The organism is Tardiphaga sp. 172_B4_N1_3 (assembly GCF_052076035.1).
Lineage (GTDB): Bacteria > Pseudomonadota > Alphaproteobacteria > Rhizobiales > Xanthobacteraceae > Tardiphaga > Tardiphaga robiniae.
Genome location: NZ_CP197238.1, coordinates 6,013,440 through 6,032,746 on the forward strand (window position 1 = coordinate 6,013,440; position 19,307 = coordinate 6,032,746).

21 protein-coding genes are annotated in these 19,307 nt (G+C 62.1%); 11 read left to right on the top strand and 10 right to left on the bottom strand.

Translation table 11 applies throughout. From position 1 onward, the window contains the following. The first annotated feature begins 13 nt into the window (after positions 1 to 13). The 7 genes from AB7783_RS28345 (at position 14) to AB7783_RS28375 (ending at position 6,211) form a co-directional block, all read left to right on the top strand. Positions 14 to 838 carry an ABC transporter substrate-binding protein gene (locus tag AB7783_RS28345; protein ID WP_441279460.1) on the top strand — a complete coding sequence of 275 codons (825 nt, stop codon included), beginning with the start codon at positions 14 to 16 and terminating at the stop codon, positions 836 to 838. Beyond that, entirely contained in the window at positions 835 to 1,692 is an 858-nt protein-coding gene (locus tag AB7783_RS28350) for an amino acid ABC transporter permease (protein ID WP_441279461.1), read from the top strand. The genes AB7783_RS28345 and AB7783_RS28350 overlap by 4 nt, the downstream gene beginning before the upstream one ends. Further along, positions 1,689 to 2,456 (top strand): amino acid ABC transporter ATP-binding protein, encoded by a 768-nt coding sequence (locus AB7783_RS28355; RefSeq protein WP_441279462.1) that lies wholly within the window; start codon positions 1,689 to 1,691, stop codon positions 2,454 to 2,456. The genes AB7783_RS28350 and AB7783_RS28355 overlap by 4 nt, the downstream gene beginning before the upstream one ends. A gap of 36 nt (positions 2,457 to 2,492) precedes the next feature. After that, entirely contained in the window at positions 2,493 to 3,386 is an 894-nt protein-coding gene (locus tag AB7783_RS28360) for a polysaccharide deacetylase family protein (RefSeq protein WP_441279463.1), read from the top strand. 4 nt (positions 3,387 to 3,390) lie between these two features. After that, entirely contained in the window at positions 3,391 to 3,558 is a 168-nt protein-coding gene (locus AB7783_RS28365) for a hypothetical protein (RefSeq protein ID WP_441279464.1), read from the top strand. Then, positions 3,555 to 5,099, top strand: coding sequence for an amidohydrolase family protein (locus tag AB7783_RS28370; RefSeq protein ID WP_441279465.1), 1,545 nt, complete (start codon positions 3,555 to 3,557; stop codon positions 5,097 to 5,099). The genes AB7783_RS28365 and AB7783_RS28370 overlap by 4 nt, the downstream gene beginning before the upstream one ends. A 284-nt stretch (positions 5,100 to 5,383) precedes the next feature. Beyond that, positions 5,384 to 6,211: an NAD-dependent protein deacetylase gene (locus AB7783_RS28375; RefSeq protein ID WP_441279466.1), complete on the top strand. Its 828-nt coding sequence runs from the start codon at positions 5,384 to 5,386 to the stop codon at positions 6,209 to 6,211. A gap of 16 nt (positions 6,212 to 6,227) precedes the next feature. Here the strand turns inward: AB7783_RS28375 and AB7783_RS28380 are convergent, their stop codons facing one another. Beyond that, positions 6,228 to 6,449 (bottom strand): hypothetical protein, encoded by a 222-nt coding sequence (locus AB7783_RS28380; RefSeq protein ID WP_139285875.1) that lies wholly within the window; start codon positions 6,447 to 6,449, stop codon positions 6,228 to 6,230. Positions 6,450 to 6,769: 320 nt separating this feature from the next. On the opposite strand from AB7783_RS28380, the gene AB7783_RS28385 reads away from it, so the two are divergent. After that, positions 6,770 to 7,648 (top strand): lysylphosphatidylglycerol synthase transmembrane domain-containing protein, encoded by an 879-nt coding sequence (locus tag AB7783_RS28385; RefSeq protein ID WP_441279467.1) that lies wholly within the window; start codon positions 6,770 to 6,772, stop codon positions 7,646 to 7,648. 1 nt (position 7,649) lies between these two features. Here AB7783_RS28385 and AB7783_RS28390 read toward each other — a convergent pair whose 3' ends face one another. Continuing rightward, entirely contained in the window at positions 7,650 to 8,342 is a 693-nt protein-coding gene (locus tag AB7783_RS28390; RefSeq protein WP_441279468.1) for a class I SAM-dependent methyltransferase, read from the bottom strand. Positions 8,343 to 8,511: 169 nt separating this feature from the next. On the opposite strand from AB7783_RS28390, the gene AB7783_RS28395 reads away from it, so the two are divergent. After that, positions 8,512 to 9,720, top strand: a complete 1,209-nt coding sequence (locus tag AB7783_RS28395; protein ID WP_089262173.1) for a DUF3419 family protein — start codon at positions 8,512 to 8,514, stop codon at positions 9,718 to 9,720. Positions 9,721 to 9,909: 189 nt separating this feature from the next. Here AB7783_RS28395 and AB7783_RS28400 read toward each other — a convergent pair whose 3' ends face one another. From AB7783_RS28400 to AB7783_RS28420, 5 genes are all read right to left on the bottom strand, one after another. Then, the gene (locus tag AB7783_RS28400; protein ID WP_089262171.1) at positions 9,910 to 10,617 is read right to left on the bottom strand and encodes an ABC transporter ATP-binding protein; all 708 of its coding nucleotides are present in this window, start codon (positions 10,615 to 10,617) and stop codon (positions 9,910 to 9,912) included. After that, entirely contained in the window at positions 10,604 to 11,347 is a 744-nt protein-coding gene (locus AB7783_RS28405) for an ABC transporter ATP-binding protein (RefSeq protein ID WP_068733334.1), read from the bottom strand. Before AB7783_RS28405 ends, AB7783_RS28400 begins: the two co-directional genes overlap by 14 nt. Beyond that, the gene (locus tag AB7783_RS28410; RefSeq protein WP_441279469.1) at positions 11,344 to 12,273 is read right to left on the bottom strand and encodes a branched-chain amino acid ABC transporter permease; all 930 of its coding nucleotides are present in this window, start codon (positions 12,271 to 12,273) and stop codon (positions 11,344 to 11,346) included. Before AB7783_RS28410 ends, AB7783_RS28405 begins: the two co-directional genes overlap by 4 nt. Before the next feature lies 1 nt (position 12,274). Beyond that, positions 12,275 to 13,129: a branched-chain amino acid ABC transporter permease gene (locus tag AB7783_RS28415; protein WP_068733337.1), complete on the bottom strand. Its 855-nt coding sequence runs from the start codon at positions 13,127 to 13,129 to the stop codon at positions 12,275 to 12,277. 175 nt (positions 13,130 to 13,304) lie between these two features. Then, positions 13,305 to 14,528: an ABC transporter substrate-binding protein gene (locus AB7783_RS28420; protein ID WP_175368796.1), complete on the bottom strand. Its 1,224-nt coding sequence runs from the start codon at positions 14,526 to 14,528 to the stop codon at positions 13,305 to 13,307. Positions 14,529 to 14,794: 266 nt separating this feature from the next. On the opposite strand from AB7783_RS28420, the gene AB7783_RS28425 reads away from it, so the two are divergent. Then, positions 14,795 to 15,232, top strand: a complete 438-nt coding sequence (locus AB7783_RS28425; protein WP_441279470.1) for a VOC family protein — start codon at positions 14,795 to 14,797, stop codon at positions 15,230 to 15,232. A 290-nt stretch (positions 15,233 to 15,522) separates the two neighbouring features. On the opposite strand, the gene AB7783_RS28430 is transcribed toward AB7783_RS28425, so the two are convergent. Then, positions 15,523 to 15,930, bottom strand: coding sequence for a hypothetical protein (locus AB7783_RS28430; RefSeq protein WP_089262161.1), 408 nt, complete (start codon positions 15,928 to 15,930; stop codon positions 15,523 to 15,525). Between the two features lie 228 nt (positions 15,931 to 16,158). Between AB7783_RS28430 and AB7783_RS28435 the strand changes: the two genes are divergently transcribed. Beyond that, positions 16,159 to 16,548: a hypothetical protein gene (locus tag AB7783_RS28435; protein WP_441279471.1), complete on the top strand. Its 390-nt coding sequence runs from the start codon at positions 16,159 to 16,161 to the stop codon at positions 16,546 to 16,548. Between the two features lie 52 nt (positions 16,549 to 16,600). On the opposite strand, the gene AB7783_RS28440 is transcribed toward AB7783_RS28435, so the two are convergent. Together AB7783_RS28440 and gabT are read right to left on the bottom strand one after the other, a co-directional pair. After that, entirely contained in the window at positions 16,601 to 17,890 is a 1,290-nt protein-coding gene (locus AB7783_RS28440; protein WP_441279472.1) for an ArgE/DapE family deacylase, read from the bottom strand. Between the two features lie 28 nt (positions 17,891 to 17,918). Next, positions 17,919 to 19,196 (bottom strand): 4-aminobutyrate--2-oxoglutarate transaminase, encoded by a 1,278-nt coding sequence (gabT, locus tag AB7783_RS28445; RefSeq protein WP_441279473.1) that lies wholly within the window; start codon positions 19,194 to 19,196, stop codon positions 17,919 to 17,921. Positions 19,197 to 19,307: the final 111 nt, after the last annotated feature.

Consider the following 19,307-nt stretch of genomic DNA (forward strand, 5'->3'; position numbering starts at 1 on the left):
CCAAGGAACTGACATGAGGTCTACCTCGATCGCCGCTGTCGTCGGCGTACTTCTGGCCGCCACCGGTGTGCAGGGGGCGGAGTTGCCGGAGGCGATCAAGAAGGCCGGCGAGTTGAAGCTGACTGTCAGCTCGACTTACGCGCCGATGGAATATCGCGATCCCGCCACCAATGAACTTGTCGGGCTGGACATCGATCTCGGCACTGAGATCGGCAAGCGGCTCGGACTCAAGGTGGTCTGGAGTGAGACCAAATTCGCCGAGATCATCCCGGCGCTGCAGACCAAGCGCGCCGATTTCGTCATCAGTGGCATTTCGGATCGGCTGTCGCGCCGCGAGACCGCCGACTTCGTTGATTATCTGAAGACCGGCCCGCAATTCTTCCTTCTGGCTGAGAGCCCCGTTCAGGCCGCCATCGACCTCTGCGGCAAGAAGGTCGGAACTACCCGCAGCACGATCTATCCCCAGGACATCGAGCGCTGGAGCAAGGCCAATTGCGAGACCGCCGGCAAGCCCGCGGTGCAGTTCACCCCCGGCGAGAATGCGGTCGATGTCCGCAATCAGCTGAAGCAGGGCCGCATCGATGCTGCGGTGCAGGGCAGCGAGACACTGCCTTACGCCCAGCAGCAGGAGCCGGGCAAATACCGCGTCGTTGGCGAGCCGATCGGCAGCGGTTATCAGGGCATCATGTTCCGCAAGGAAGACACCGTGCTGCGCGACGCCGTGTTCGAGGCGCTGGGTGCGATGATCACCGACGGCATCTACAAGACCATCCTCACCAAATGGGGAATCCCGGGCAACGCGATCGAAAAGCCTATGATCAACGCGGCCGCGCAATGAACGCAGCGGAACGACTTGCTGGCGATTTCCCCGATCTGTCGGGGATGCCGAGCGCGCGGCAGCTGCACTGGCAACGCTGGATCACTGCGGCCGCGATCCTTTTGCTGCTGGCGGCCATCGGCCGTGCTTTCGCCAACGGTCAGATTGAGTGGTCCTATGTCGGCCGCTTCCTGACCGTACCGGTAATTTTGCAGGGCATCGCCAACACCATGATCATGGCGGTGCTTGCGATGTCGCTCGGTATCGTGCTCGGGGTCGTCATCGCCATCATGCGGCTGTCGTCCAATCCGGTGCTGAAGACGGTGGCAGCCGGCTACACCTGGCTGTTCCGTGGCACGCCTTTGATCTTGCAGTTGCTGCTCTGGTTCAACATCGCGCTGGTGTTTCCGACTATCGGCATTCCCGGTCTTTGGTCGGCGCGGGCGGTCGACGTCATGACGCCGTTCCTGTCGGCGCTGCTTGGCCTCGGCATCAATCAGGGCGCCTACACCTCCGAGGTCATGCGCGCCGGGATTCTGTCGGTGGATACAGGGCAATATGAGGCCGCGCAGGCGATCGGCATGAGCCGGCTGCAGGCGCTGCGCCGGATCATCTTTCCGCAGGCGATGCGCGTCGTGACGCCACCGCTCAGCAACGAGTTCATCGGCATGGTCAAGGCAACATCGCTGGCCAGCGTGATCCAGTATCCGGAAGTGCTTCATAACGCCGAAAATATCTATTACGCCAATTCGCGCGTCATCGAACTCCTGATCGTGGCCGGGCTCTGGTACCTGCTGGTGGTGTCGATTCTAACTCCGCTACAGATGTTGATCGAGAAGCGCTTCGCCCGCGGTTCAGTACAGACGCTGCGATGAACAGACCCCTCGTTGCGATCCGCTCGGTCAGCAAGACCTTTGGCGACTTTCAGGCGCTGAAGCAGGTCTCGCTGGATGTGCATGCCGGCGAAGTGATGTGTCTGGTCGGCGCGTCCGGCTCGGGCAAGACGACGCTGCTGCGCTGTGTCAACCAGCTTACGGAGATCGACAGCGGCGCCATCTGGCTCGATGGCGAACTGCTCGGCGTACGCGAGGAGGGCAGGCGACTGCATCGCCTGAATGAGAAGCAAATTGCGAAGCAGCGGCTGAAAACCGGCATGGTGTTCCAGCGCTTCAACCTGTTCCCGCACAAGACAGCGCTTGAGAATATCATCGAGGGGCCGACGCAGGTGCAGTCGCGCAATGCCGCGGAGGTCATGGCCGAGGCGATGGAATTGCTGCGCCGTGTCGGGCTGGCGGAAAAGGCCGGGTCCTATCCCTCGCAACTGTCCGGTGGCCAGCAGCAGCGCGTAGCGATTGCGCGCGCGCTGGCGATGAAGCCGATGCTGATGCTGTTCGACGAGCCAACCAGCGCGCTGGACCCGGAACTGGTCGGAGAGGTACTCGCGGTCATGAAGGAGCTCGCGCGCAGCGGCATGACCATGATGGTGGTGACGCACGAGTTCGGATTTGCGCGCGAGGTCGCCGACAAGGTGGTCTACATGGATCGGGGCGTGATCGTGGAAGCCGGAACGGCGGCCGAAGTCCTCGGCGCGCCGCGTGAAGCGCGAACGCAACTCTTTCTCTCGGCAGTGATCCGATGATGCTGGGAAACGACGACCTGAAAAAGGTGATGACCGATGCAGGACAGTAAAGCGCTCAACAGTATTCCCCTGGTTCCCGCCAACAGCGCCGCGCCGGCACCTGAATTTCCGTGGCCGAAGTCCTATACGTCCGCCATGTTCCTGGCCTTCGACGTTGACGCGGAAAGCGCCTGGACGGGCAAGGATGCCGCGCATGCGCAGCGCCTGGTGACCTTGAGCTATGGCGGTTACGAAGCGCGCGTCGGCGTGCCGAAGCTGCTGCAACTGCTCGACCAGCTCGATCTGAAGGCGACGTTCTTCGTGACCGGCTGGACCGTGGACGCGCATCCGGCGATGGCGGAATCGATCCTGAAGGCCGGCCACGAGATCGGCTATCATGGCTATCATCATCTGGTCGTGGAGCCGGGCGACCCCGTCGAGGAGGAGCTGGAACGGGGTCTCGACGCCCTGAAGCGCCGTCTCGGCGTGATACCGAAGGGATACCGCGCGCCGGTCGGCGAATTTTCCGAAGCGCTGCGCGTGGCGCTGACGCAACGTGGTTTCATCTACAGCTCGTCGTTCCGCGACGATGTCCGGCCATATCGCCACCGCCTCGCCAATGGCCAGGCGGGCACGATCGAACTGCCGGTGACGGCAAGTTATGACGACTGGATGCACGGGCTGTCGAATCGCTTCAGCCCGCGCTCGATCTTTCCCAAGGAACATGTGCTGTCGATCTGGAAGGACGAACTAGACGAGATTCGCGACTGGGGCGCCATGGTCACCACCGTGCTGCATCCGCAATGCAGCGGCCGGCCGATGCGGCTGCGCCTGCTGCGCGAGTTTCTGACTTACGCGAAATCCTGTCCCGATCTGTGGATCGCGAATGGCGCGGCAATCGCGGCGCATTATCAGATGCACGAGTTGGACGCCGGCCAGCGCTCGGCATGAGATCATGACCACGCTCTCCCGACATCACGTTCAGCATGAGATCAGCCGCTCCATGCCGCGGGGCGCGACGCGGCGCTTCGCCGCCGGCGATGGCCGCTGTCTCGACGACGTGTCGATGAAGGGCGAACTGCACGCGGCATTCTTGCGCAGCCCGCACGGGCAGTCTGTATGAGCCAGGTGCAGAGAACCCTCATTACAGGTGGCCGGATACTCGATCCGGATGGCGAACTCGACCGGCCTCCCGTCGCCGACGTTCTGATCATCGATGGGCGAATTGCGGCGATCGGTCCCGAGGGGAAGCTCGATGCAGGCGAGGATGCCCGTGTCATCGACGCGCGCGGCAAGTTGGTGACGCCTGGCTTCATCAATGCGCATTACCATTCCCATGATGTCCTGCTGCGCGGGATGTTCGAGCAGATGCCGCTTGAGGTCTGGGGGCTCTACAGCTTTCCGTCGAACTATCCCCGTCGCAGCGACGAAGAGGTCCGTGTCAGGACGTTGCTTGGCGCCGTGGAGAATCTGCGCTGCGGCGTGACCACCGTGCAGGACATGGTGTCCATCGTGGGGCCGGATCAGCGCCACATGAACGCGGTGCTGTCCGCTTATCAGGAGTCGGGCATTCGCGCCGTCTTGGCGCTTCAGCTTGGCGACAAGGCTGCGGCTGATACGGTACCGTTCTGGCGTGAAGAACTCTCTGCTGATGCGCTTCGGGAGCTTGGCGGAAGCCTCGATCCCCGTCCGATGCAACATTTCGTCGCTTCGCTGCTGGATGCGCCGCGACCCGAACGTGTGAGCTGGGCGCTCGCGCCATCCGCACCACAGCGCTGCTCGGAGCAGTTGTTGCAATGGACGGCGCAAATGGCCGCGAACCGGGCTCTGCGCGTGTTTACACATCTCTACGAGACGCGCTCGCAGGCATTGCTCGCCCGCCTCGCATATCAAGGAGATCATCGCTCACTGGTGTCTTTTCTCGATCGTCTGGGTCTGCTTAGCGATCGCCTGACCATTGCGCACGGCGTGTGGATTTCCGATCATGAGATCGTGCAGTTGGGCGCGGCAGGTGTAAATCTCGCGTTCAACCCCGTCAGTAATTTGAAATTGCTGAATGGCATCGCACCGATCCGGCGTTATGCCGAGGCCGGGGTGAACGTCGCACTTGGATGCGACAACTGCAGCGGCAGCGACTCCCAGAATATCTTTGAATCGATGAAGGCGTTCGCTCTGTATTGGGCGCTGCAAGGGGAAGCCGGCGAAGCTGGCGCCGCACGGGCCGCGTTTCGAGCTGCGACGACAGGTGGCGCCAAGGCGCTCGGATGCGAGGCCGATCTTGGAGCGATCAGGCCGGGCGCGAAGGCTGATCTCGTGCTCATCAGTCTCGATGATCCCTCTTTCGTACCGCTGAACAGTGCGGTCCGCCAATTGGTATATGCCGGTACGCCGCGCGCCATCGACGCGGTCCTCGTCGCGGGCGAACCGGTCGTCGTTGATGGCCGTACCACGCGTGTGACCCAGCAGAGCGTGATGGCAGCGGCCGCCGGGGTGCAGGCCTGTCTGTGCGAGGAATACCACGCGGTCAGCGCCCGACTGGATCCAGTGGCGCGCGAGATTCTCGGCGTTCATCGCAAGATAGAGTGCCAGCCGATCGATATCGACCGGCTGCGGCTGAGAGACAGCAAGGCGCCCGGTCTGATGATCAGGGCCGGGAAGACGTAACAGTCATCGTTGCGCGGGTGTGCACTGCCAGTTGCCGCTGCGACCTTCGCCGAGATACCCAGCAACAGCGTGAGCGAACTGAAACGAGGGCCGTGATGCGGTCTTCTCCGTGGGGGATCGAAGATCGATCTCAGAAGGTTCTTCAGCGTGCGACCGGTTGATCGAATAAGCACTCGGGATCGAGCGCAGTGGAATTTCAGAAATTTGCCCCCATATATCCGGCTGGATATGCCGCGTCCGCGCGCGGCTGGCATTGTTTCCAGCCGAGAGATAATCGTTCCTCTATGACCCCACCCAATGTCCTTCGCGACTTCGTCGATCGCCATCAACGCCTGTTTGTCCTGACCGGCGCTGGCTGCAGCACCAATTCAGGCATTCCCGACTATCGCGACACTGACGGCAACTGGAAGCGGACGCAGCCTGTGACCTTTCAGGCCTTCATGGGCGAGGAACTGACGCGGCAGCGTTATTGGGCGCGTAGCCTCATCGGCTGGCGTCGGTTCGGTCAGGCGCGGCCGAACGATGCGCATCATGCGCTGGCGCGGCTCGAACAGATCGGTAAATGCGAGGTGCTGCTCACGCAGAATGTCGACCGGTTGCATCAGGCCGCTGGCAGCAAGGATGTCATCGACCTTCACGGCCGGCTTGATCTCGTGCGCTGCATGGGATGTGAACGCCGGATCCAGCGCGACGAGTTTCAGCACGAGATGGGTCGCTTGAACGCAGGTTGGCTGGACCTCGATGCGGCCGTTGCGCCCGATGGCGATGCCGATCTGGAGGGCGTCGATTTCGCGTCCTTTGTCGTGCCGGCCTGCGAGATCTGCGGCGGCATCCTCAAGCCGGATGTCGTGTTCTTCGGCGAGAACGTGCCGCGCGACTTCGTCGATGCCGCGCTTGGTCATCTGCAGAAAGCCGACGCCATGCTGATCGCCGGTTCGTCTTTGATGGTCTATTCCGGGTTTCGCTTCGTTCAGGCAGCTATGCGGGCGGAGATTCCCATCGCCGCGGTCAATCTTGGCCGCACGCGCGCTGACGAGTTTCTCAGCTTCAAGGTCGAAGATCGCTGCGAGGACGCGCTCGCGTTCCTGCTTCAGCGAGCGGACGCGCCGTAAAACGGCATGCCTCGGCTCAGGCTGCCAGATCCCACAGTCGCGGACAGCCGCGCAGAACCACGGCGCGGCCCATCGGCGTGAGCGCCGGGTGAGTGTCCGATAGCGCAACCAGTCCCATCGCAACCAGCTGATCGAGCACGTAACGGTTCAGCTTGGCCGGTGGCAGGATCGCGGGGCGAAGCATCCGCAATGTGTCCCACTGGTTTTCGGTGAGCTGATATTCGGTCTCGGTCGACATGGTGTCCTGCTTGGATGAATCAGTGCATTCAATGCGCATGGCTTACGGAACCCGCATGACCTTGATGCGACATCGCGGGGGCGAAATCTGGAAATCACCGGATTGTTGGATGACGCCAAAACGCTGCTTTTGCGCAGCTGTCACATGGACGTGCAACAGAACGCGCGAACACATGCGCGAATCACGGCGTGCTCAGACCTAATGAAAAGTAGAACAATGTGCCACCCGCATTGAAAAATATCATGCAGCTGATGCGTACGCGCCTCAGCTGGAGGTGGCTTGGCGCGCTCCTTAGCATAGCAATTGCTACGATTGCGTTTATGGCGCTGTCCAAGGCGCTCAAGGGCGTGGATTTCGCCCACGTGCTGTCTGCCATGCACATGGTACCGCCAGGCAGCATCGCGCTCTCGCTGGTGCTGGTGGCGATCTCCTATGGCAGCCTGACGTTGTATGACTGGCTGGCCCTGCAGATGATCGGGCGGCGGGACATTCCCTTCAGGATTGCAGCGCTGGCCAATTTCACCAGCTACCCCATTTCGCACGGAACCGGCGCCGTGCTGCTGGTGTCATCGGCGGTACGCTACCGGATTTATGCACCGCACGGCATCGGCCCCGCCGGCGTCGCCCGCATCTGCTTCCTCACCGGGCTCACCTTCTGGCTCGGCAATCTCACCGCACTGGCGCTCAGCACTCTGCATGAACCCGGTGCCATCAGCCGGATCGATCAGCTCTCGCCCGAGATCAACCGCTTCATAGCGATGGCAATTCTCGTCGGCATCGTCGCTTATGTCGCCTGGACGTGGAACGGTATCCGCACGCTTGGCGGTCGCAACTGGTCGGTGCCAGTGCCGAGCGGGCGCAACGTGTTCTTCCAGATCGGCATCGGGCTCGTCGATCTCGGGGCGGCGGCGCTGGCGATGTATGTGCTGATCCCGGAGACGATGGATGTCGGCGTTGCGCAGGTGATCGTCGTCTTCATCGCCGCCACGCTGTTGGGATTCGCCAGCCACGCACCGGCGGGCATCGGAGTCTTCGACGCCACGATCCTTGTCGGGCTTGGCGGCGAACATACCGAACAGCTGCTGGCTGTGCTGCTGCTGTTCCGGCTGTTCTATCACCTGATCCCGTTCGTGCTGTCGCTGACGCTGTTCGGCGCCGTTGAAGCCTATCGGAATGTGAACAGGCGCAAGCTCGGCTGAGTTACTTCGGCAACGTCAGCAACGCCGATTGCGCATAGCCGCGGAACGGGCGATTGAAATCGAGATTGGCGTGATGACGCTCGGCGAGCGCCTTCAGCACATCGAGAAGCTCGCGGCGCGGCGTCACGTCGAACAGCGTCAGCCAGCGCAACAGCAGCTTGCTCGCGATCTTTGGCAACCGCTCCTGATGACCGAAATCGACGATGTGCAGTTGCCCGCCGGGCTTGAGCTGCGAGACGGCGTGATCGAGCACATCCTGCCAGCTCGGGATCATCGAGAGGCTGTAGGAAATCATGACGTGATCGAATGAGGGAACAGCGAAGATGCGTGCCGGGTCGAAATTCGTTGCATCGCCATGGGCGACGCGGACGGTATCCGTAAGGTCGTTGCGGGCGATCGAGGCAATCGCTGTGGTCAGCATCTCGGTCGAAATATCGATGCCGTAGAATACCGCTTGTGGATATTTCCGGGCAGCCTGAACGAGATTGCGGCCGGTACCGCAGCCGATCTCCAGCACCGTCGCGCCCGGTGCAGGCGCCAAATTTGCAATGAGCTGGTCGCGGCCGAGCAGATAGTACCGGCGCGTCGCGTCATAGATGAAGCGCTGCCAGCGATACATCCGGTTCATGCGATGGGTAGCTTCGTTCGACCATGCGGGCTGACCGCCGTCTTCGTATTCGGAGACAATCGTCATGGCGCACCTCATCGCATCCGGATGAGTGATCCATTTCATCGCAACACGACAGCGGTGTGACAGTGGTTTCGTCGCGGAAAGCGGGCGAAATTTAGAATGACTGTCGCAAAACCGCAGTCTGCGCTTGATAAAAATTTCAGATTGTCGATTCGAAGGGTCCAAGAAGCCGATGAATACGCATCTGATCGCCGACGCCGTTCGCAATAGCCGTGGTCGCGAGGAAACGACGATCTGGGACAGGCTGTTCGCCTTCTGGTTCCGCCGGCTGGTCTATACCCAGATCTGGGAAGATCCCGAGGCGGACATGGCGGCGCTGAAACTGGCGCCCGGTTCGACGATTGTCACTATCTCCAGCGGCGGCTGCAACGCGCTGTCCTATCTGTCGGCGAAGCCCGAGCATGTCTACGCAGTCGATCTCAACGAGGCGCATCTGTCGCTGCTGAAGCTGAAGCTCGCCGGCCTGCGCGCGCTGCCGAACTATCAGGACTTCTGGAAATTCTTCGGCGAAGGCGCATCTGATACCAATGTGGGCCTCTATCGCGAGCGGCTGCGGCCGCTGCTCGATGCCGAAGCGCGCGGCTATTGGGACGAGCGCGATATCCAGGGCCGCCCGCGCTACGGTTACTTCAGTGACGGCTTCTATCGTCATGGCGCGCTCGGCCGCTTCATCGGCTTCGCGCATACGCTGGCGAAGCTCGCCCGCATCGATCTCAAGGCGTTGTTGCACGAGGACAAGCAGTCCCCGGCGCGCAAGCGCGCGCTGGAACGACTGCACTGGCTGTTTCATTCGCGGCTCGCTCGTATGATGACGAAGACGCCGGCGCTGTTGTTCAGCCTCGGCATCCCGCCGCAGCAGCGCACGCTGCTGGGCGGCAACCAGCCGCTCAACGAAGTGCTGCATCAGCGTCTGCTCGCTCTGATCGACGTGCATCCGAACGCCAACAACTATTTTGCCTGGCAGGCGCTGAGCCGCAGCTATGTCGGCCCCGGTGACAAGTGCTTGCCGCTCTATCTGCAGCAGAGCCGTTACGCGGACACCGCCAGCCGCGCCGCTCTGGTCACGCCGGTGCATGCCAATCTGCGCGTGTTCCTGGAGAGCCTTCCGGCCCGCCAGATCGACGCGGTTGTGCTCTTGGATTCGCAGGACTGGATGGCGCCGGATGAAATCCGTGCGCTGTGGGACGCGATCGACCGCGCCGGCAAGGACGGCATCCGGGTCATCTTCCGCACCGCCGGCGCCGAGTCGCCGCTGGACGATCCGGAACATGCATCGCTGCGTGAGACGTGGCAGCGCGATGAGGCACGCAGTGCCGAAGGTCTGGCCGCGGATCGTTCGGGCATTTATGGCGGGTTTCATCTGTATACGCGGAAGGCGTAGGCGTTGCTGTCTTTACCTCTCCCCGCTTGCGGGGAGAGGTCGACTGTAACGCGCAAAGCGCGTGGAAGTCGGGTGAGGGGGAGCCGGTGTTTTACTCGCTGGCTCCCCCTCACCCGAAGCCTCGCTGGCGCTCGGCTCCGACCTCTCCCCGCAAGCGGGGCGAGGTAAGAAGGTGGCGGCACGTGAACGTCACACCCCCAGATAAATCTGCTGGATATACTTGTCGCCAGCGATCTCCGCCGACGTCCCCTCGCGGATCGTCCGCCCATGTTCCAGCACATAGACCCGATCCGCAATCCGCAGCGTCGATGTCGCGTCCTGTTCGACGATCAGGATCGCGGTGCCGTCTCTCCGGATTTGCTGGATCGAGTCGAAAATCAGCCCCTTCAGCCGCGGCGCGATGCCGACGGACGGCTCATCCAGAAGCAGTAGCTCCGGCCTGCCCATCAGCGCGCGGCCGATGGCCACCATCTGCTGTTCGCCGCCGGACAATGTGCTGGACTGCTGCCATTGCCGTTCGCGCAGCACCGGGAATAGCGTGAAGACGCGCTCCAGGTCCTTCTCGACGTCGGCATTGTTCTTGCGCAGGTAAGCGCCGAGCTGCAGGTTCTTCAGCACCGACAATTCCGAGAACAGTTTTCGGCCCTCCGGACAGTGGCAGATGCCCTTGGCGACGACATTGTATGGCTCGATCGGATGCAAGGACGCATCCTTGAAATTCAGCGTGCCTTGCGATGCGATCGAGCGCGAGATCGCTTTCAACAGCGTGGTCTTGCCGGCGCCGTTGGGGCCGAGCACGCCGATGAGTTCGCCCTTCTCGACCCTGATCGAGACGGATTCGATGGCCAGCGCCTTGCCATAACTGACCTTGAGATCGGCGACTTCAAGCAGAGGCATGGGCTTCCTCCGTCTTGCCGATATAGGCTTCGATCACCTTCTCGTTCTTCACGATTTCTTCCGGTGGGCCGACGGCGATGATCTCGCCGAAATTCATCGCGATCACGCGCGATACCAATGCCATGAACTCGCGCAGCTTGTGCTCGATCAGCAAAATAGTGAGGTTCTCCTCGCGATGCAGCCTGCGGATCAGTTGCGCCAGTTGTTCGATCTCGCTGCTCCCCAAACCTGCGAAGGGCTCGTCCAGCAGCAGCAGGTCCGGTCGCGTCGCCAGTGCGCGGGCTATCTCCAATCGCCGGAGGTCGCCGTAAGGCAGCGTTTCGACTGGCTCCTTGTCGCGTCCGCCGAGGCCGACCTGGGCGAGCAGATAGCTGGCGCGCGCTTCCTTGTCCTTGTCTTCGCTGGCGCGGGGCGACATGCAGGCGACCAGCACGTTCTCCAGCAGGTTCATGCCGACGAAAGGCCGGGTGAGCTGGAAGGTGCGCGCCATGCCGCGATTGACCACCTTGTAGGGGGCAAGCTCGCGCACCAGTTCGCCGTTGAAGTGAATGGTGCCGGTTGTCGGCTGCATGAAGCCGGTGAGGATGTTGAACAGTGTGGTCTTGCCGGCGCCGTTGGGGCCGAGAATGCCGGTGAACTCGCCTTTCTTCAGCGTAAAACTCGCATTCTTCACGGCGGTGAGGCCGCCGAAGCGTTTGGTCACGCCGTTGACTTCGAGCAGGTCGGTCATCGCAGGCGCTCCGTCAGCCGGCGCCAGAGCGGCGCGATCAGTCCATTGGGCAGGAAGAACAGGATCAGCATCAAAGTCAGCGTATAGATCCACAGCCGGTATTCGCCGAAGCCGCGCAGCATCTCGGTGAGCAACGTCAGCAGGATCGCGGCGATGGCGGCGCCATAGATCGAGCCGATGCCGCCGACATAGACCATGATGATCACCGTGATCGACACGACCACCGAGAACAGCGGCGGCGATACCTGCAGCTGGTAATGCGCATAGAGCGCGCCGCCGAGCCCGGCGAAGCCGGCCGAGATCATCAGCGACACGATCTTGTAGAACGTGACATTGATGCCGGCAGCCTGACAGGTCGCCTCGTCGCCGCGGATCGCGCGCAGCAGCAGGCCCCAATGCGACTGCGCCAGCAACGTTAGCGTGATCACTGCGGCTACGAGAATCGCCAGCACGAACCAGTAGTAATGCAGCGGATTCTTCATCAAGGGATCGAGGCCGTAGATGCCTTCCTCGCCGCCGGTATATTCCCAGAAAATCAGACACAGCCGCTGCAGGATCGCCGAGGCCGACAGCATTGCCAATGCGAAGTAAGGTCCGCGCAGCCGCAGCGTCGGGAAGCCGACCAGCAGGCTGAAGGCGATGGCGATCACCACGCCGAGCGGCAGGCTGACCCACGGGTTTGTCGACCAGATCGAAGACAGGAAGCCGGCGGTATAGGCGCCGGCGCCGATGAACAGGGAATGGCCGAAGTTCTCGCGCCCGGTGAGGCCGGACATGAAGTCCCAGCTCGAGGCCCAGATGCCGTAGATCACGCAGACAGTGAGCACGCCGGTGAGGTAGTTGCTGGCGGCGAACATCGGCAGCAGCGCGAGAAAGGCGACGACGAGGATGCCGCCTGCGATGTCGATGGGGGCGATGCGTTTCATATCAGAATGCCGCCCGTCGCCCGAGGAGTCCCGACGGACGTATCATCAGCGTGACGACGACCGCGACCAGCGACACCAGCTCCGTCCATGACGTCGAAATCAGATAGGCAACGATGGTCTCGGAATAGCCGAGGATCAGCGACGCGATGATGCTGCCGGGGATCGAGCCAAGCCCGCCGACGATGACGATGGCAAAGGCCTTCACCATCGGCAGCAGGCCCATGGTCGGCTGTACCGTGAGGAACGGCGACACCAGCACGCCAGCGAGCGCCGCGGTGCCGGCGGAAATCGCCATCACGATGGAGAAAATGCGGTTGGTCGGGATGCCCATATATTGCGCGGCTTCCGGATCCTGCGATACCGCGAGGATGGCGGCGCCGAGCCGGGTGCGCTGGATGAACAGCCAGAGGCCGAGCAGCACGAGGACACCGGCGACAAGGGCGAGCAGGCGCTGGCCGGAGATATCGACCCCGCCGATCGAGAGCTTGTCAGCGACAAATGAGGGGACGTTGCGATATTCGGAGCCGAAGGTGATAAACAGCGCCTGTTCCACCGCGAGCGAAACGGCGAGGGTAATCATCAGCACCGCGAGCTGCGACGAGCGCAGCGGGCGCACCAGAAAGCGCTCCATCACCACGCCGAAGCCCGCGACGATCAATACCGCCAGCGGGGCTGCGATGAAGAGCGGAACGCCGAGCAGCGAGGTGAGGACATAGGCCGCATAGGCGCCGAGTGCGTAGAACGAGCCATGGGCGAGATTGAGGATGCGGGCGACGCCGAAGATCAGGGTGAAACCAACGGCCAGCATCGCATAGATGGCGCTGGAGACCGCGCCGTAGATCAGAATCTGAAGCATGAGAACCCGCTGTTGAAGACCGGACAACTCCTCGTCATTGCGAGGAGCCACTTGGCGACGAAGCAATCCAGTTCTCGCTTGTGGCTTCTGGATTGCTTCGCTCAGAGGAGGCCGCGAAGGACGGCCTCCTCTGGCTCGCAATGACGGCCGTTAGGGGACGGCTTGGTCCGACGCTTTAGTTGCTCATCCAGGGCGGCGCGATCATCGGGCCGGTTGCGGCTTCCTTCGGCCAGACCACAACGCGGGCGCCGTCCTTCTGCCACTGCACGAACAGCAGGTTCTGCAGTCCCGGGCCGGTCTTCACGTCATGTACTTCGTCGAACACCAGCTTGCCGGCGATGCCGACATGATCGGTCTTTTCAAGCTCCTTGATGACCGCATCCGGTTCGATGGAGTTGGCGCGCTTGACGGCGTCTGCATAGACGTAGACCGAGTCGTAAGCACCGATGCCGGTATAGACAGGCGCGGTGCCGAAGCGCTTCACGAATTCATCCCAGAACGGAATGGTCTTTGGCGTAAGCGGCGCGCGAATGGCGAACATGCCGACGGTTTCGGCATTGGCCTTGCCGCTGACGCGGGTGAAGAAGTCGGCGTCCTGGCTCTTCACGTCGATGCCGCCGATCGGGATCGGCACCTGCGCGTCATGCCACTGCTTGACGAAGATGTCCGACGAGGCATGCGAGAGCACGACGATCAGATACTGCGCGCCTGAATTCTTCACCTTGGCGAACAGCGGCGAGAAATCAGAAGTCGAGGTGTCGAAGAATTCGGCCAGCGTCACGTCGGTGCCGCCGTCGGTGGCGCCCTTTTTAAGGATCGGCACGAGATCCTGCACCCATTTCGCGTTCTCGCCGACGATGGCAATCTTCTTCAGGCCCATCTCGCCTTTCAGCTTGCCGTTGATGAAGTCGACCAGCGCGCGCGCCTGATGCGCCGCGTTGATGGGGAAGGCGCGGAAGATATATTTGTAGTTCTCATAGTCTGTTTTCACCTTTGCGGTGATGGCCGGGGAGGCCGCGCCAACGCCGATATAGATCGTCTTGGCGTTGGAAATATGCGGCAATTGAGCCAGCGTCACACCTGACGTATAGCCGCCGATCAGCACGTTGACCTTGTCATCGGCGGTGAGCTTCTTGATTGCAGCGATGCCCTGTTCGGGATTCTCGGTCTCGTCGGCGACAACCATTTCGAGCTTGCGGCCGAGCAATCCGCCCTTTGCGTTGATCTCTTCGATGGCCAGCTTGGCGGCGTTCTGCGTATCGCGGCCGACCTGCAACTGGACCGACGTCGGAATGCCGATCTTGATCGGCGCTTGCTGGGCAGATGCTGGAGCAGCGGAAGCAAGGGCGCCAGCAACAATCATACTCGCAGCCGCAAGCGGCCTCAGAAATGAGTCCATGGTGTCTCTCCCTAGAGGCATCTGGGTCGTTGCCCGATGCTTTTTTGTGTGATCACAGACTGCCAAGTGCGGCGAGAGCAAGTCAAGGAAGATTGCGCGCAGCAACACTGTGTCGCGGATTAAATTGCGAGCATTCACAACGTGTACTTCTGTTGCGTTGCGATGACGCGCAGGCGCAATGTGCCTTGCAGTTGTAGGCGCGCAGCCGGCTGTGCGAGGCTTGACGCTGATGGATCATCTCGCGGGATGAACATGGAGAGGCCGGAATGGATGAACAGGGCGCAGGCACCAAGTCAGCCTTTCAAGCCATTAGCGCCATCGACTACACGGTCATCTTCGTCCGCGACATGGACGCGATGCGGCACTTCTACGAGACGGTGCTCGGCTTTTCGCTGCAGCGCGTGCTGTTGTCCGGCTGGATAGAATTTCGCATCGGCGGCAACACGTTAGCTCTGGCGATACCAAGCCGCACCGCGTCGGATCATCCGATCCCGGTTGGCAGTGCAGCACTTCAGCTCGCCTTCAAGGTTTCCGTGGCGGAGGTCGATGCGTGTGCCGAGGAATTAGTGCGAAAAGGTATCAGCCTCGTGTCACCGCCGACCGATCAGGTCTTTGGACATCGCACGCTGTTCTTTCGCGATCCCGACGGGAATTTGCTGGAGGTGTTCGCTGATATCCAGGTGCCACCGATGCTCTGCACGTGATCGGACGCACGCAGCCACAGCATGACGCAGGTCGCGTGACGGGTAACGGCTGCGTGTTTGGGTGGTCAGGATTGTCGGCCAAGGGGTGGGACCGCCGACGCAGGTAATAACGGCGGTCCCGTGCCGTGCATTGAAATTCGGGGTTGGAAAGCGACTTCCGCACCCCACTGCGCGACGCGATCGACGCTATCCCAGCCGGGTTTTGTCGCAACTTAAACCAAATCTTAACCTAACCGATTAGGCTTACCTGGCCGGCTTTTCGAGCATTTTTAGTAAAGTTGGAGAATAATCTACTCCGCAGCCCGGGCCAGCAGCGTGATGTCGTTGGCATTGGCGCAATAGTTCTCGTAGTTCGCGGCCGCCGTCTTGGCTGCGAGGTCGGCGCCGCAGGCCCGCTTGTGTGCGCAACTGGCGCAGGCGTGGCGCATTTCCATCATGTCAGGCGGCCGGATCTTGGCAATGGCGGCCTCGTCAAAACCGAGCGCGCGGAGCATCTGCGGCAATTCCTCCGCACCGTTCACGCCTCTGCGCACGATCGTATCGAGATCGCTTGGCGCAAGGCCAAGCTCATGGGCCATGCGTTTGAACTCGCCGCTGTCGAGCGCACCGAGTTCATTGAGCTGGCGGCGCTGGATCAACCAGTCGCCAATGCGTTCGATGAGATTGCTGACAACGGGATAGGGCTGGACGGATGTCATGGCGGTCTCCGCTGCTGAAGTGATTGAGCGGAGGGTCGGCGCAGCAGCGCGGAGTCGCATTGCGCTGGATCAATCGGCGGGTGCGCCATGGACGGTTAGTCTTACCGCCAGAAATGCCTGCGCCGCAGGCACTTTCCGGGGAAACTCGGGGCTAGATTCAACGTTATCCGTGCTTAGCTTAGAGACATTGTCAGTCCAGAAGCCGGGAACCGGCCTCAGGAGGCGTAAATGCGTTTGAGACATCTGATAGCGGCCTCGGCGAGTATTGCTCTGCTGGCCGGCTTTGGTGCGGCACAGGCTGACACCTACAAGCCCGGCGAATACCTGCTGCTCGACCTGCAGAAGGCTGTGCTGTCGCCGAAACTGCTGGGTCCGCCCGCGTCATTCGAGCAGGTGCAGATCCAGGCCAAGGCCGATGCGAAGGCGAATGTGAAGGCCGACCCGGCGAAGGCAGCACCGCGTCTTGTGCGCGCGCAGTCTGCGAAGCGGGTGGCGCAGCGCGCTGCTGCGCAGAAGAAGGTCGCTCGCCGCGGCAATCCGCTGGATTCCAATGCGGCGGACACGCGGGTGCAGGTCTGGCCGTGCCGCACAGGCGGCATCTGCAGTTGGCAGAAATGAAAAGGCGGCGGATTGCTCCGCCGCCTCCATCTTCAGGCCAAAGCCTGATTGATTACGTCTTGATCTCTTCCACGCCGCACCATTCGGCGATGAACAACGCCAGCGCGGTCGTCGTCTTCTTCAATGACGGCAGGTTGACGCCTTCGTCGAAGCCGTGGACGCCGCGCGAGATGCAGCCGTAGTTCAGCGTCGGCACATTGTCGAACAGTGCGTAGACGCGGCTGTCGAGATAGGCGAGCGAGATTTCCGGCTTCGGCTTCTGGCCGAACACCGCTTCATGCGCCGCGGCCAGCGTGGCTTCTGCATCAGATCCCGGCTTGAGTTCGTAGCCTTCGGCCTGGAAGCCGTTGAAGGTCACGGTCGGCGGGATGTTCGACAGGAACGGATCCTGATGTGCGAAGGCGGCGACGCAGTCGGTGATCTCCTTCTTCGCAGCTTCGGCTGTCTTGCCGGGCAGCAACGAGATGCGGAAGTCCACCTTGCACCAGGCCGGGACCGATGACGCCCAGTCGCCGCCGGCGATCTTGCCGATGTTCAGGTTGACCGGCTTCTCGATGTTCTTGAAGTGCTCGTGCTGGTCCTTGGTCGCATTCCACTTGGCTTCCAGCTTGCGCAATTCGCCGATGATCCGATAGGCGCCGTCGATGGCGTTGGCCCCGGTGCCCATGCGCTGCACATGCACCGGCACGCCGCGGACTTCGACCTGGAACCAGACCACGCCGATATTGGCGCGCGTGATCGTCTCATGCGACGGCTCCGACACGACAACGGCGTCGGCCTTGTAGCCGCGCAGATGTGTCATCAGCGCGCCGTCGCCGGTGGATTCTTCTTCCACGACAGACTGCAGGTAGACCGTCGCCGCCGGCTGCAGGCCGAGGCTCTTGAGTGCATCGAGCGCGAAGATATTGGAGGCGCAGCCGGCCTTCATGTCGCCGGCGCCGCGGCCCTGCATCCAGTCGCCCTGGATAACGGGGTCATAGGGCGGCGTGGTCCACATGTCGTGCGGGCCTTCCGGCACCACGTCCACATGGCCCTGCATGATCAGCGAGCGGCCTTTCTCCTCGCGCGGATAATGCGTGCCGACCACGATTGGCGCGGTCGAATGCAGGTCGTCCCAGGCGCCGGCGCCGGGATGGTGCCCAAGCGCTGCGCGGTCCATCTCGAAGCGCTCCATCTTGTAGCCGCGCGCCTTCATGGCGCGGAACATGAAGTCCTGCATCGTATGTTCGTTGCCGCGGGTCGAGACGTGGCGCACCATGTCCTGGGTGAACTTCACCTGGGCATCGAAGCCCTTGTCAACGGCAGCGATGATCTTGTCGCGGAGGGCGGGATCGAGAGCCATGTTGTTTTTCCTTTTCTTGTGAGAGGGCTCAGGCAGTCAGCGCGCGTTCGAGCTTGTCCATGCCTTCGTCGAGGATTTCGTCCTGGGCGGTCAGCGGAACGAGCACGCGGATGGTGTTGAAGTTAACGCCGCAGGACAGCAGGATCAGGCCTTCCTCGGTGGCCTTCTGCGTCACCTTCTTGGTCACTTCGGCGTCCGGCGTATCAGAGCCGCGCTCCTTGACGATGTCGAAGGCGATCATGGCGCCGACATTGCGGATGCTGGCGATCGGCACGAGGTCGTTTCGCTGCTGCATCTTCTTCAGGCGCGTGGTGATGCGCTCGCCGATGTTGTTGGCGCGCTCCACCAGCTTCTCTTTCTCGAACACGTCGAGCACGGCCATCGCTGCGGCAATCGCCAGCGGGTTGCCGGCATAGGTGCCGCCGAGGCCGCCCGGATCGGCTGCGTCCATGATCTTGGCCTTGCCGATCACGCCCGACAGCGGGAAGCCGCCGGCGAGGCTCTTCGCCACGGTGATGAGGTCGGGCTTCACGTCGTAATGTTCCATCGCGAACATCTTGCCGGTGCGGCCGTAACCGGTCTGCACTTCGTCGGCGATGAAGACGATGCCATTCTCGTCGCAGATCTTGCGCAGCGCGCGCATCAGCTCCGGCGGCGCCTGGTGGAAGCCGCCTTCGCCCTGCACCGGCTCGATGATGATCGCGGCGACGCGGGCCGGATCAATGTCGGCCTTGAACAGGAAGCTGAGATACTTGAGCGATTCCTCAACGGTGACGTCGAGCGGCGCGGCCGGGAACGGCACGTGCCAGACTTCCGGCATGGCGCCGCCAAAGCCCTTCTTGTACGGGAACACCTTGCCGGTCATGGTCATGGTCATGTGGGTGCGGCCATGGAAGCCGCCGGTGAAGGCGATCACACCGGCGCGGCCGGTGGCGGCGCGGGCCATCTTGATGGCGTTCTCGGTCGCTTCGGCGCCGGTGGTGAAGAATGCGGTCTTGGTGGCGCCGTCGATCGGCGCCAGCTTGTTCAGGCGCTCGGCGAGGGTCACGTAGGATTCATACAGCAGCACCTGGAAGCAGGTGTGGGTGAAGTTCTCCATCTGCGCACGCACGGCGGCCATGATGGTCGGGTGGCAGTGGCCGGTGTTGAGCACGGCGATGCCGCCGGCGAAGTCGACATAGCGCTTGCCTTCGACGTCCCAGACTTCCGCATTCAGCGCGCGCTGCGCCGAGATCGGAGTGGAATGGCCGATGCCGCGGGGCACAGCGGCTTCGCGGCGTGCAAAGATTTCTGCATTGGTTGGCATGCGAGTTTGTCCTTCAGTTTTTTGGATGTTGTTGGGTGTGGATCAGTGGACGGAGCAGGCTGCTGCGCCGGGCGCTGTAGGCTCCCTCGCCCCGCTCTTGCGGGGAGAGGG